The sequence below is a fragment of the Erythrobacter sp. genome (assembly GCF_035194505.1).
GTDB lineage: Bacteria > Pseudomonadota > Alphaproteobacteria > Sphingomonadales > Sphingomonadaceae > Erythrobacter.
This window is the reverse complement of record NZ_CP136573.1, coordinates 2,157,064-2,169,951: the sequence shown is the minus strand read 5'-3', so window position 1 is coordinate 2,169,951 and position 12,888 is coordinate 2,157,064. Positions and strand designations below refer to the sequence as shown.

The following is a 12,888-nucleotide window of genomic DNA, read 5'->3' as shown; positions in this document are numbered from 1 at the left end:
ATGTCCGCTCCGCCCCTTCCCAAGGCGCTCGCCTTCGACGTCTTCGGCACGGTCGTTGACTGGCGCACCAGCGTCACGCGCGAATCCGCAAGCTTTCTCGCGGCCATCGGACGGGGCGATATCGATGCGGCGGCCTTCGCCGATGCATGGCGGGCGCAATACATCGCGGCGATGATCGGGATGCGCAAATCGGGCCGCGCTTTCGAGGTGCTCGACGTACTCCACCGCGAGATGCTCGAAGCGGCCCTGCGCGAGCGCGATGTTGATCCGGCGGGCCTCGATGAGGATCTGCTGGCCGACTGGAACCGCGCGTGGCACCGGCTCGATCCGTGGCCCGACACGGTCGCGGGACTGACCCGGCTGAAGACGCGCCTGCCGATTGTCACGCTTTCCAACGGCAATATCGCGCTGCTGCTGGCGATGGCGCGGCGGGCGGGCCTGCCGTGGGATGCGATCCTCGGCGCGGAGGTGAGCGGGTTCTACAAGCCCGACCGCCAGGCCTATCTGCGCACCGCCGAAGTCCTCGGCATCGCGCCGGGCGAGCTATGCCTCGTCGCTGCGCATCACGGCGATCTTGCCGCCGCGCGCGCCTGCGGGCTTATGACTGCCTATGTTGACCGCCCGGACGAATATGGCGGCGCACCCGCACCCGATGCGCATCACGCGCAAACGTGGGAATGGTCAGCGACGAGCCTGACCGAGCTAGCCGACATGCTGGGCTGCTGAGGCCACGCGGCCTCGACTAGCTCAATCGTCCACCCGCTCGATATCCGCACCCACCAGCTGGAGCTTTTCCTCCAGCCGCTCGTAACCGCGGTCGAGGTGGTAGAGCCGGCGCACGGTCGTCTCGCCTTCCGCAGCCAGCGCGGCGATGACGAGGCTCATCGAAGCGCGCAGGTCGGTCGCCATGACTTCGGCGCCGGTCAGGCGGTCGACACCCTTCACGATCGCCGTGCGGCCTTCGGTGGTGATGTCTGCCCCCATGCGCGCCAGTTCCGGCACGTGCATGAAGCGGTTTTCGAAGATCGTCTCTTTCAGCACGCTCGCGCCCTCGGCCTTGCACAGCAGCGCCATCAGCTGCGCCTGCATGTCGGTGGCAAGGCCCGGATAGGGCGCGGTGGTGAGGTTGGTGGCCTTCAGCGGGCCGTTCGCAGCCACCGTGATGCTCTTGGCGTCCCACGTCACGTCGCAGCCGATGGCTTGCAGGGCGTGGATCGTCGCCATCATCTCGTCCGCGCGCGCGCCTTCGAGCCGCACTTCGCCGCCCGTGATCGCCGCCGCACAGGCGTAGGAGCCGGCCTCGATCCGGTCAGGCATGACACGGTAGGTCGCGCCGTGCAGGCGCTTCACGCCGTGGATGGTGAGGTTGGAGGTGCCGATCCCCTCGATCTCCGCGCCCATCGCGACGAGCATGTTGCACAGATCGACGATTTCCGGCTCGCGCGCGGCGTTGAACAACCGGCTGGTGCCATTCGCCAGCACGGCGGCCATCAGCGCATTCTCGGTCGCGCCGACGCTCACCACCGGGAAGTCGAAATCGCCACCCGGCATCCCGCCATCGGGCTGGATCGCCCGCACATAGCCTGCCGCCAGCTCGATCTTCGCGCCGAAGGCTTCGAGCGCCTTCAGGTGCAGGTCGATCGGGCGGTTGCCGATCGCGCAGCCGCCGGGCATCGAGACGGTCGCCTCGCCCGCGCGGGCCAGCATGGGCCCAAGCACAAGGATCGAAGCGCGCATCTTGCGCACCAGATCATAGGGCGCGACGTTGGAGGTGATGCGGGTCGCCTCAAGGCTCATCACCCGGCCGAAATCTTCAGGACGCGTGCCCTGGATCACCGTGGTGACCCCGAACTGGTTCATCAGGTGCTGGAACCCGTCGATATCCGCCAGCCGCGGCAGGTTGCGCAGCGTCAGCGGCTCCTCGGTCAAAAGCGCGCAGGGGATCAGCGTCAGGGCTGCGTTCTTGGCGCCGGAAATCGGGATCGAGCCGGAAAGGCGGTTGCCGCCGCGAATGATGAGTTTGTCCATCCCGCCAGCCTTAGCGAAAAGTGCCTTTCGCGCAACATGGCGCGCGCCAAGCGCCAACAAGCGATTGACCTTGCGCAGGCAGCGCGGCACGGGACGTTGCGCAAGCTCACAAGGATGTCGTGATGTCACCCCGCCCGATCCGCAAGGCCGTGTTTCCCGTCGCCGGTCTCGGCACGCGTTTCCTGCCCGCAACCAAGGTCGTGCCCAAGGAATTGCTCCCGGTGGTGGATCGCCCGCTGATCCAATACGCCGTGGACGAGGCGCGCGAGGCAGGGATCGAGCAGATGATCTTCGTCACGGGCCGCGGCAAGACGGGCATTGTCGAGCATTTCGACATCGCCTTCGAACTCGAACAGACCATGTCAGAGCGTGGGCGCGATCTCTCGGTGCTCGAATGCACCCGCGCCACGCCGGGCGATGTGATCGCGGTGCGCCAGCAGGTGCCATTGGGCCTCGGCCATGCGATCTGGTGCGCCCGCGCCATCGTCGGCGACGAGCCTTTCGCGATCTTCCTGCCCGACGAGCTGATGGTGGCGAAAGAAGGCGGCACCGGCTGCATGAAGCAGATGGTCGAGGCCTATAACGAAGTCGGCGGCAACCTCATCTCGGTGCTCGAAGTGCCGATGGAGCAGGTGCCGAGCTACGGCGTGATCGCGCCGGGCGAAAGTCGGGGCGCGCTCACCGAAGTGCGCGGGCTGGTCGAAAAGCCCAAGCTCGAAGACGCCCCCTCGAACAAGATCGTCTCGGGCCGCTACATCCTCCAGCCCGAGGTGATGCGCGTGCTCGAAGCCCAGGAGAAGGGCGCGGGCGGCGAAATCCAGCTAACCGATGCGATGGCCAAGATGATCGGCACCCAGCCGTTCCACGCCGTCACCTTCGATGGCGCGCGCTACGATTGCGGCAGCAAGACCGGCTTTGTCGAAGCGACGCTGGCGATCGCGCTGGCCCGCCCCGACATGGGCGATCAGGTCCGCGAAATCGCCCGCCGCCTGATCGGCGACTAGGCCGGCGTCACGCGCAGCGGCAGGCTCTTCAGCCCGCCGACAAAGGTGCTGCTGGCCCGCCGGGCCTCACCCGCAGGTTCCACCGCCGCCACGCGATCAAGGATCGCTTCGAACAGGATCTTCATCTCCAGCCGCGCCAGATGCAGGCCAAGGCACTGGTGCGCCCCGGCCCCGAAGGCAAGATGCCGGTTGGGCGAACGGGCGGCATCGAAACGGCGCGGCTCCGGGAATTGCGCGGGATCGTGGTTGGCCGCGACATAGTTGATCATCAGCCAGTCGCCTGCCTTGATCTGCTGCCCGCCCAGTTCGCAATCCTCCGCCGCGGTGCGCATGAAGTGCTGCACCGGGCTGGTCCACCGGATCGCCTCTTCAACGATACCGGGGAGCAACGAGCGATCGGCGCGCACGCGGGCAAATTGCTCGGGATCAAGGCTGAGCGCCTGCATCGCCCCTGCCGTGCTGGCCGAGGTGGTGTCATGCCCGGCGGTGGCGACGATGATGTAATAACCCGCCATGTCGCGCGGCGGCAGCGGCTTGCCGTCCACCAGCGCATTGGCAATCACGCTCGCCACATCATCGGTGGGATTACGGCGGCGATCCTCGGCGATCCCGGCGAAGTAATCCTCGAAGGTCTTCACCGCTCCGGCAACGATCTGGACGACCTGTTCGGGCGTCATCTGGTCCATGCCGGAGCCGGACAGGTCCTTGTCCTGTCCGCCGAACAGCTGCTGGGTGAGCATCTGCATCCGGAACTCGTCCTCCGGCGGCACGCCCAGAATTTGCATCACCACGCGCAAGGGATAGGGGCCGGAGACCTCCTTCACGAAATCGACCTCGCCCCCGCTCGCCTGCTCCAGCATCCGGTCGACCGTGCGGGCAGCCAGCGCGCGCAGCTCGCCTTCCAGCTGCGCGAGGTTGCGCGGCATGAACCATTCCTGCGTCAGCTTGCGATACTTGGGGTGGATCGGCGCATCGAACACCACCAGCGAATCGACCAGCATGTTCGAACCCGTCGCCGCGCGGCTGAATTCGATCGCCTGGTTGAAGCTGAACACCACCGGACGCGGGTTGTTGAGGAAGGCGGCATTGTCCTTCGAGATGCGCATCACATCGTCATAGCGGGTGACCAGCCAGAACGGCTCGAACAGCCCGGGCGTGTCGGGCTGCACCCGCGCAACCGGCGTGGTGGCGCGGATCGCGTCGAAGGTGTCCAGCAGCCCGTCCCATTGCGCATAGGCGTGGGGATCGATCACCCGGCGGGCAATATCGCCGGGCAGGACGGCCGCACCGCTCATGCCGCAGCGGCCTTGGCGGCATATTCGTCCCGCAACTCGCGCTTGTAGAGCTTACCATTGGCCTCGCGCGGCAGATCGGGGCGGAAGTCGAACAGCTTGGGCATCTTCACCTTCGACAGGCTGGGCGCGAGGAATTCACGCAGCTCCGCCTCCAGTGCGGGGCCGGCATCCGCCATGTCGCGCGGCTGCACCACGGCCACCACCTTCTCGCCCAGATCGGGGCAGGGCGCGCCGATCACGGCGGCGTCCATCACCTTGGGATGGGTGACGAGCAGGTTCTCGATCTCCTGCGGGTAGATGTTCACGCCCCCGCTGATGATCATGTGGCTCTTGCGGTCGGTCAGGAACAGGAAGCCGTCCTTGTCGAGGTGGCCGATATCGCCCAGCGTCATCCAGCCCTTGGGATGCATCGCCTCGGCGGTCTTTGCCGGATCATTGTGGTAGCTGGGCAGGTTGTCGTTCTCGAAGAAAATGAGGCCATCCTCGTCCGGCCCCAGCTCCTCGCCCTCGGGGCCGCAGACATGGATCTTGCCATAGGCCGGAAAGCCGACCGTGCCGGGCTTGGCAAGCCAGTGCTCGGACTTCACCAGCGTCATCCCGATCATCTCGGAGCCGGCGTAGTATTCGTTCACGATCGGGCCCCACCACTCGATCATCGCGCGCTTGATCGGCACCGGGCACGGCGCGGCGGCGTGAATCGCGCGCTGGTGGCTGGAGAGGTCGTATCGCTCACGCACCTCGGGTTCGAGCCGGAGGAAGCGCACGAAGTGGGTCGGCACCCACTGGCTGTCGGTGACCTTGTAGGTTTCGATCGCCTTCAATGCCTCTTCGGGATCGAACTTCTCCATCATCACCACCGTGCCGCCAAGGCGGTGCACGACCGAACACCAGCCGATCGGCGCGGCATGATAAAGCGGCGCGGGCGAGAGATAGACCATGCTGCCATCGGCGGGCATCCCCATGCCCATTGTCGCGAGGCCGAGCAGCGGCACGGGCGCTGCGGGATCGGGATCTTCGGGCGGCGCCGGGCGGATGCCCTTGGGCCGTCCGGTCGTGCCGGAGGAATAGAGCATCAGCATCCCGGCGCTCTGATCGGGGATCGGTGTGGCCGGCTGGGCGGCGAGGGCAGCGGCGAAATCCTCGGCATCCCCTGAATCCATCATCAGCACGTCAAGGCCCGGACACTCGGCGCGGATATCGCCGAGGATGGCGCTGAAATAGCCGCTGGTGATGAGCAGCTTCGCCTGGGCATCGCGGATGATATAGGCCGCCTCGGGCGCGGTGAGGCGCGAGGAGATCGGCACCAGCATCGTGCCGGCGCGCTGCGAGCCCCAGATCACGGTGAAATATTCGATCCGGTTTTCCAGCAGCACCGCGAAGGCATCGCCCGCGCCGATCCCGTGCGCGCGCAGCAGATGGGCGAAGCGGTTGGACTCCTTGTCCATCTCGCCAAAGGTGATCTGCTTGCCCGATCCGGTCATGATGACAGCGGGGTGATCCGGGCGGGTCGCGGCGTGCGCGATCGGGTGCATCGACATGATTTCTCTCCCATGCGGCGCGCTCCGTCAGGCAGGCGCGCCAGCTCTCTCGGGCTGGAAATCTAGCGGGAGCGGGACGGCCCGCAAGCAAAAACAGTATGGGAAATGCTACCGAATCTGCGGGTGTTCACACCAGCGTCACACGCGGCTGCGATGGAGAATCAGGGGGGCGTCGGACCACGAAAAAAGGCGGCGGGATAACCCGCCGCCATGTTCGGACACCCTCTCCAATGTCCGGCCCGCTTACAGCGGGCAATTTTCGTGCGTTACTCGCCGCCTTGACCGTTCAGAACCCGGTCACGGGCGAAGGCGAGCTGTGCTTCGCTCTCCACCATATACGGAATCGGATTGACTGCAAGCCCATCAATGCGAACTTCGTAATGGAGGTGCGGACCGGTCGAACGGCCGGTCGAACCGACGTAACCGATCAGGTCGCCCTTCTTCACGCTGTCCCCTACGGTCACGGCGACACGCGAGAGGTGGGCGTAACGGGTCTGCATCGAAGCGCCATGCTCGACGGCGATGTAGAGGCCATAGCTCGAATACCAGTCAGCGCGGCTCACCACGCCATCGGCGGTGGCATAGACCGGCGTGCCGGTCGGCGCGGCGAGATCGATGCCGGTGTGCTGGCGGCGGCCGCCGAGTACCGGGTGGGTGCGCATCCCGTAGCCGCTGGTCAGCGCAGCGCCTTCGAGCGGCATGCGCGAGGGCACCGAGACAGTCGGCTGGGCAAAGGGAGCCGAATAGGCGGTTTCAGCGAGGCTGCCGGCCTTGGGGCTGGTGCGCTCGATCGCGGTCCAGCTGGCGAACAGCGACTTGAAGCGCTGGTCCCCGCCGGCCAGCGGATCGATCTGCTCGCCCCGAACCGGCGCGGTCACATCGGCGGACGCGGTGGTGGTGGAGGTGGCAGCGGCGGAATTGGCAGTGTTGGCAAGGGCAGGGGCCGAGCCGGCGGAAACCAGAAGCGCCGCGCCAACAAGGGCGGCGAGCTTAGACATGGTGCGCACGGCGAAATTCATAACTGACCCGGTCCCCGATTTCGGCCCGCCGTTTCCGGTAAGCCGCTCGTGTGGTTGAGCGCATCTGATGCGCGCTCTTGATGAAACATCGTTATCCGGGTGAGTCGTTAATGCGCAATCTCTGCATAAAATTCGCGCGACAAACCGGCTGCAAGACGCGCTGAGTCGTTGAACGGAGGCTTAATCGCACCCCGAAAGTGCCGTTTTACGAGGTTCTGCCAATGCGTTTCGGGATTCGCCTGCGCCATTTCGGCACATCGCAAAAAGTGCTTGGTGCCAAACGCGACGTGCCGGATTTCGTCGTCAAGGATGCGTTTCAGAATTTTTGCGCCGCCCGTATCGCCCGCAGCTTCGACCCGTTCGAGCGTCGCCGGCGTGACGTCGAGCCCGCGCGCCTCGAGCACCATCGGCACCACCGCCAGCCGTGCCGCCACATCATCGCGGGTGGCGTGGGCGGCCTCCCACAATCCGGCATGGGCGGGCAGGGCGCCGTAATGGCTGCCGAGCGCCTCGAGCTTCCGTGCCAGCAGCGCGAAATGCATCGCCTCGTCTGCCGCAACGCTCAGGAAGTCGCCGACGAATTCCTCCCCCATCGCTTCCCCGAATCGCCCGGCCATGTCGAGCGCCAGATCGATCGCGACGAATTCGATATGGGCGAGGCTATGCCACAGGGCGATTCGCGCCCGCTCGGACCCGAACTTGCCGCGCTTGGGCATGCGCCCCGGCGGGAGCAGCTCGGGCGCGGCGGGCCATGCCGGAGCATCGGGCATGGTGACGTCAAAGCGCCAAGCCAACGCGCCGCGCCGCCACGCGCGCGCCACCTCGCGGGTGGCAAAGCACTTGGCGCGCGGCTCCGGCGTCAGCAGCGCTGCGCGGATCGCGGAGGCGACGGACTGCATCGCTTGCGGCGTCAGAGCGCCTTTGCGGCGGCCAGCACCTCTTCGGCGTGGCCGGCGACCTTCACCTTGTCCCAGATGCGCGCGATCTTGCCCGAGGTATCGACGAGATAGGTGGCGCGGACCATGCCCATGTAGGTCTTGCCGTACATCTGCTTTTCCGCCCACACGCCGAGCGCGTCCGACAGCCCGCCTGTTTCCGCGTCGGTGGCGAGCGGAGCGGTGAGGCCGTGCTTGGCGATGAACTTGGCGTGCTTCTTGGCCGGGTCTTTGCTCACCCCGAGCAGCTGGGTGCCGGCCGCTGCGAAATCGCCCTTCAGCGCGGAGAAATCCTTGTTCTCCGTGGTGCAGCCGGGGGTGTCGTCCTTGGGGTAGAAGAAGATCACCAGCTTGGAACCGGCGAAGTCCGAAGGCTTCACGCTGCCGCCCTCGGGGGTTTCCATCGCGATATCGGGAATGGCGTCACCGACGCCGGGGAAGTTGCTCATGATTGGGTCTCCTGTTCGTCTGCGAGAATGTCCGGCCCGAGAATTTGTTTCCATGCGGCCGCCACCTGCGCGCGCGCATCGGCGAAGGCAGCGAGCAGGCCCTCGTAACTCTCATGCCCGCAGGCCCGCGCCAGCGCCCTTGCGCCCGAGGGCGGGGGCGTGCTGCCATCGGGGGCGAGCATGCGTCCGGCCACCAGCATCCGGCTCATCAGCGCATGGGGAGCGGCCAGCCCCTCCGGCACCAGCCCCGCCGCCGCTAGCCCTGCGAGCGCCACGCCGAGATCGGGATCGAGCGCCTGCGGAACGCTCGCGGCAAGCGGGGTGCCGTCCGCCGTCTCGCCCCGCAGTTGCAGGTAATGGACGAGGAATTCGAGGTCGACCAGCCCGCCGCGCATCAGCTTGGCATCGATCGGCCCGCCCGGATGCTTGTGCCGCGCCATCTCGGCCCGCATCCCCAGCACCGCATCGCGCAGCGCCTCGCGGTCACGCGGAGCATGGAGCACTTGCGCCAGCACCGCCTCCAGCTCGGCGCGGGCCGCGGGCGAGCCGTAGAGCACCCGTGCGCGGGTGAGCGCCATGTGCTCCCACGTCCACGCCGCCTCGCGCTGATACTTGCCGAAAGCCTCGCAGCTGACCGCCAATGGCCCCTGATTGCCCTGCGGCCTCAGGCGCGTGTCGACCTCGTAGAGGGCCCCCTGTGCCGTCGGCACGGAGAGCGCGGCGCTGACCCGGCTGGCGAGGCGATTGTAATAAACCGTCCCGCCGAGGGGCCGCGCGCCATCGGATTGCGCGGCGAAATCGCCGGTGAAGAGGTAGACGATGTCGAGGTCTGACGCATGGGTCAGCGCACCGCCGCCCAGCCGCCCGAGCCCGAGGATCAGCAGCTCGCTGTCCGCAATCATCCCATGTTTGGACGCGAATTCCGCCACCGTCGCCTCGGCCGCAAGGGTGAGCGCGGCTTCGGCGGTGCGCGACAACGCGCGGGCAATCTCGAGCGGATCGGCCAGCCCCTCGATCAGCTGGATGCCGAGCGCAAAGCGGATTTCGCCGGTGATGACGCGGATCGCATCGAGCAGCGCCTCGTAATCATCGCGCACCGCTGCGCCGCGCATGCGCGCCATGATCGCCGCCCTGTCACCCGGCAGTTCGAGCGCGTCGCGGTCCACCAGCGTATCGAGCAGATCGGGCTTCCGCGCCAATTCGTCGGACAGCACCGGAGCCAGCGTCAACGCGGCGACCAGCCTGCGGGTCAGTTCGGGCCGCGCATCGAGCAGGCGGAAGGTGGTGATCGCGGATGGCACGCTTTCGACGATCCGCTCCCAGCGGGTGACGGCCCGCATCGGATCATCACTGGCGGCCATGGCGCGGATCAGCGCGGGCGCGAGCCGGTCCCAAGCGGCGACGGCCTGCGGGGAACGGATCGCGGCATGGCGCCCGTCGCGCCAGGATTCGATGCGTTCGGCAAGGGTCTCGGGCTCCTCGAAGCCGAGCGCGGCAAGCTCCTGCGCCAGATCGCTCGCTTCGGGCATAGGGGCGGGAGCTGAGGTGCGGGTGCAGATCAACTCGTCATAGATGCGCCCCGTGCGGCCCGTCAGCGCGGTGAGCTCCTCCACCAGCGCCGCCGCGTCCGCCAGCCCGTCGAGCCGCGCGACATTGTCCAGCGCGTCGCCCTCTGGCAGGCTGTGGGTCTGGCGGTCGTTCACCATCTGCAAGCGGTGCTCGATGGCGCGCAGGCGGTCATAGCCCTCGCCCAGCATTTGCGAATGTTCGGGCGCGATCCACCCCGCGCTGGCCAGCGCATCGAGCGCATGGCGCGTGCCGCGCACCCGCAGCGACAGGTCGCGCCCGCCGTGGATCAGCTGGTGGGTCTGGGCGTAGAATTCGATCTCGCGGATGCCGCCGCGCCCGCGCTTCACATCGAAATGGGGGCCGGGGATGGGCGGGCCGGAATGGCTGTCACGGATGCGCTGGGTGAGCGCGCTGATCTCCTCGATCGCGCCGAAATCGAGCTGGCTGCGCCACACAAAGGGCCGGATCGCGGCGAGGAAGTCCTCGCCCGCCGCCACATCCCCCGCAGCCGCCCGGGCGCGGGTGAAGGCGGCGCGCTCCCACGCCAGCGCCTGTCCCTGATAATGCGCCAGCGCTGCGCCCACCGGCACGGCGAGCGGGCTGATCTCGCTCTGCGGGCGCAGCCTGAGATCGACGCGCAGCGCGTAGCCTTCATCGCTGTTGCCCGAAAGCAGCGCCACCACCCGGCGGGCATAGCGCTGCGCCGCCTCGCCCGGATCATCGCTTGCCCGGCGCGGCAAGCGTTCGCGATCATAGAGCAGGATCGGATCAATATCGGAGGAGTAGTTGAGCTCGCCCGCGCCCTGCTTGCCCAGTGCCAGTGCGATGAAGCCGTCGGCGCGCTCCTCGCCGGTGCGTTCGGCAATCGCGGTGCGGATCGCGCGGTCGAGGGCGCGGTCGGCAAAACCGCTCAGTTCGCCCACCACCCGGGCGAGCGGGAAGGCGCCGGCGAGGTCGCCCACCGCCAGCGCCGCAGCCAGCGCCAGCCGCTCGCGCCGCAGCGCCACTTCGGTATCGGGATGCAAGCCTTGCGAGCGCGCCCAGGCGAGCGCCGCCTCGCCCTCGCCCGCCGCCAGCAGCGCGGCGAGTTCCGGCTGGCGATCGAGCGCGCGCGCCAGAAACGGCGCGTGGGCCCGGGCCCGCGCCAGCGCGCTGTCCCAGTCAGGCTTGCGGTTCTCTCCCATCGCCCGCTTCTCTGGCCCTGCTTGTGCTCGCGGGCAAGGGGTGTCTGGCGGCCCTCTCGCCCCGCCGCGTGCGGGCGCGCTTGCGCGCCGTGCGCCGCTCTGCAATTGAGGCGCGCACAAGGGGTCGCAGCCCGGGACACGAGGATGATCGCGATGACGAAACGGTTGACCATTTTGGGTGCGGTGCTGGCAGGGGCGCTGACGCTGACGGCATGCGACGCGATTCCGGGCTTCGGCTCCGGCAGTAGCGGTCCCAAGCTCGACATTCCCGACGTCCATCCCGGCGACATTTCCGAAGCCATCATGAAGGACGTCACCCGCCTGCTCGCCAGCGACGAATTCGAAGGCCGCATGCCCGGCAGCGCGGGCGAGGAAAAGACCATCGCGCTACTCACCGAACGCTTCAAGGCCGTCGGCCTGAAGCCCGGCAATGGGGACAGCTGGGTGCAGGAAGTCCCGCTGGTCGAGATCACCGGCAAGAATTACATGCCCCTCACCATCGCCGGAAAGGCCGGCACGCAGAGCCTCGCTTTCGGCAAGGACTGGGTCGGCGTGACCTATCGCGAGGAGGCGAAGACCAGCCTCAAGGACAGCGAGCTGGTGTTCGTCGGCTACGGCATCAACGCGCCGGAAAAGGGCTGGAACGACTACGCCGGGCTCGACGTGAAGGGCAAGACGGTGGTGATCCTCGTCAATGACCCCGACTGGCAGAACGAAGAGCTTGAAGGCACCTTCAACGGCAAGGCGATGACCTATTACGGCCGCTGGACCTACAAGTACGAAGAGGCCGCCCGGCAGGGCGCGGCGGGCGCGCTGATTATCCACCAGACTCAGCCTGCCGCCTATGGCTGGAACGTGGTCGAAAGCTCGTGGACCGGCCCGCAGGCCTATGCCCAGCGTGGGCCAAATGCCCCGCCGCTCACGCAGATGAACGGCTGGGTGACGGAAGGCGCAGCGCGCAGCCTGCTCAAGGCGGCCGGGCAGGATCTCGACGCCCTGACCAAGGCGGCGCAAAAGAAGGGCTTCAAGGCCGTGCCGCTCGGCATGAGCGCCTCGACCAGCTTTGAAAGCACCTTCCGCAGCTTCACCTCGCACAACGTGATCGGCATCCTGCCGGGCACCGAGGCGCCGGATGAATACGTGCTCCACACCGCGCACTGGGATCACCTCGGGCGCTGCACGCCAGCGCCGGACGGCGACGACATCTGCAACGGCGCGGTCGACAATGCCACCGGCACCGCCGCGCTGGTCGCGCTGGCCGAGGCCCACGTCAAGGCGGGCGCGCCGCGTCGCACGCTCGTGTTCCTGGCCGTGACGGCAGAGGAATCGGGCCTGCTCGGCGCCACCTACTATGCCTCCAACCCGGTCTTCCCGCTCGCCCAGACCGTGGGCGGGGTGAACATGGATGCGCTCCAGATGGCCGGCCGGGCGCGGGACGTGACTGCGGTGGGCTTCGGCAAGTCGGCGCTCGACCAGTTCCTCGAAATCGCCCTGCGGGCGGACGGCCGCAAGGTCACACCCGATCCCAAGCCCGAGAACGGCTATTACTACCGCTCGGACCACTTCGCCTTCGCCAAGCTCGGCGTGCCGATGCTCTATGTCGATGGCGGGCAGGATCTGCTCGAAGGCGGTCGCGAGGCGGGCGAGGCGGTCGCCGCGGACTACACCGACAAGCGCTATCACGGACCCAAGGACGAGTTCAACGAGAGCTGGGACTGGTCGGGCGTGATGGCCGATCTCCAGCTCTACTATCGCCTGGGCAGGATGATGGCGATCAGCACCAGCTGGCCGAACTGGAATGACGGCGACGAATTCCGCGCCATCCGCGATGCCAGCTGCAAGGCGAGCGAAAAGGGCTGCTGACCGC

Annotated in this window: 10 protein-coding genes; 3 read left to right on the top strand and 7 right to left on the bottom strand. The window is 67.4% G+C overall.

From position 1 onward, the window contains the following. Complete coding sequence (locus RSE14_RS10780; RefSeq protein WP_324073542.1) at positions 1–726, top strand: haloacid dehalogenase type II; 726 nt, start codon at positions 1–3, stop codon at positions 724–726. A gap of 21 nt (positions 727–747) precedes the next feature. Here RSE14_RS10780 and murA read toward each other — a convergent pair whose 3' ends face one another. Then, positions 748–2,028 (bottom strand): UDP-N-acetylglucosamine 1-carboxyvinyltransferase, encoded by a 1,281-nt coding sequence (gene murA / locus RSE14_RS10775; protein ID WP_324073540.1) that lies wholly within the window; start codon positions 2,026–2,028, stop codon positions 748–750. A 122-nt stretch (positions 2,029–2,150) separates the two neighbouring features. Here murA and RSE14_RS10770 point away from each other — a divergent pair, with 122 nt between their 5' ends. Further along, positions 2,151–3,032, top strand: coding sequence for a UTP--glucose-1-phosphate uridylyltransferase (locus RSE14_RS10770; RefSeq protein ID WP_324073539.1), 882 nt, complete (start codon positions 2,151–2,153; stop codon positions 3,030–3,032). Here RSE14_RS10770 and RSE14_RS10765 read toward each other — a convergent pair. The 6 genes from RSE14_RS10765 to glnE all read right to left on the bottom strand — a co-directional run bounded on the left by RSE14_RS10765 (position 3,029) and on the right by glnE (position 11,021). Then, a complete protein-coding gene (locus tag RSE14_RS10765) occupies positions 3,029–4,327 on the bottom strand; it encodes a cytochrome P450 (protein ID WP_324073537.1) in 1,299 nt (432 codons plus the stop codon). The genes RSE14_RS10770 and RSE14_RS10765 overlap by 4 nt on opposite strands. Further along, a complete protein-coding gene (locus tag RSE14_RS10760) occupies positions 4,324–5,865 on the bottom strand; it encodes an acyl-CoA synthetase (protein WP_416379345.1) in 1,542 nt (513 codons plus the stop codon). Before RSE14_RS10760 ends, RSE14_RS10765 begins: the two co-directional genes overlap by 4 nt. 266 nt (positions 5,866–6,131) lie before the next feature. After that, positions 6,132–6,863, bottom strand: a complete 732-nt coding sequence (locus RSE14_RS10755) for a M23 family metallopeptidase (protein WP_324076903.1) — start codon at positions 6,861–6,863, stop codon at positions 6,132–6,134. A gap of 128 nt (positions 6,864–6,991) precedes the next feature. Continuing rightward, the gene (locus RSE14_RS10750) at positions 6,992–7,783 is read right to left on the bottom strand and encodes a ferritin-like domain-containing protein (RefSeq protein ID WP_324073535.1); all 792 of its coding nucleotides are present in this window, start codon (positions 7,781–7,783) and stop codon (positions 6,992–6,994) included. Between the two features lie 11 nt (positions 7,784–7,794). After that, complete coding sequence (locus tag RSE14_RS10745) at positions 7,795–8,268, bottom strand: peroxiredoxin (RefSeq protein ID WP_324073533.1); 474 nt, start codon at positions 8,266–8,268, stop codon at positions 7,795–7,797. Beyond that, positions 8,265–11,021, bottom strand: coding sequence for a bifunctional [glutamate--ammonia ligase]-adenylyl-L-tyrosine phosphorylase/[glutamate--ammonia-ligase] adenylyltransferase (glnE, locus tag RSE14_RS10740; RefSeq protein ID WP_324073532.1), 2,757 nt, complete (start codon positions 11,019–11,021; stop codon positions 8,265–8,267). Before glnE ends, RSE14_RS10745 begins: the two co-directional genes overlap by 4 nt. A 153-nt stretch (positions 11,022–11,174) precedes the next feature. On the opposite strand from glnE, the gene RSE14_RS10735 reads away from it, so the two are divergent. Continuing rightward, entirely contained in the window at positions 11,175–12,884 is a 1,710-nt protein-coding gene (locus tag RSE14_RS10735) for a M28 family metallopeptidase (protein ID WP_324073529.1), read from the top strand. Positions 12,885–12,888 lie beyond the last annotated feature (4 nt).

Excerpts from the sequence above, each read along its gene's own strand:
- RSE14_RS10780 (WP_324073542.1), top strand. The coding sequence starts at position 1 with ATGTCCGCTCCGCCCCTTCCCAAGGCGCTCGCCTTCGACGTCTTCGGC.
- murA (WP_324073540.1), bottom strand. The coding sequence starts at position 2,028 with ATGGACAAACTCATCATTCGCGGCGGCAACCGCCTTTCCGGCTCGATC.
- RSE14_RS10770 (WP_324073539.1), top strand. The coding sequence starts at position 2,151 with ATGTCACCCCGCCCGATCCGCAAGGCCGTGTTTCCCGTCGCCGGTCTC.
- RSE14_RS10765 (WP_324073537.1), bottom strand. The coding sequence starts at position 4,327 with ATGAGCGGTGCGGCCGTCCTGCCCGGCGATATTGCCCGCCGGGTGATC.
- RSE14_RS10760 (WP_416379345.1), bottom strand. The coding sequence starts at position 5,865 with ATGTCGATGCACCCGATCGCGCACGCCGCGACCCGCCCGGATCACCCC.
- RSE14_RS10755 (WP_324076903.1), bottom strand. The coding sequence starts at position 6,863 with ATGTCTAAGCTCGCCGCCCTTGTTGGCGCGGCGCTTCTGGTTTCCGCC.
- RSE14_RS10750 (WP_324073535.1), bottom strand. The coding sequence starts at position 7,783 with ATGCAGTCCGTCGCCTCCGCGATCCGCGCAGCGCTGCTGACGCCGGAG.
- RSE14_RS10745 (WP_324073533.1), bottom strand. The coding sequence starts at position 8,268 with ATGAGCAACTTCCCCGGCGTCGGTGACGCCATTCCCGATATCGCGATG.
- glnE (WP_324073532.1), bottom strand. The coding sequence starts at position 11,021 with ATGGGAGAGAACCGCAAGCCTGACTGGGACAGCGCGCTGGCGCGGGCC.
- RSE14_RS10735 (WP_324073529.1), top strand. The coding sequence starts at position 11,175 with ATGACGAAACGGTTGACCATTTTGGGTGCGGTGCTGGCAGGGGCGCTG.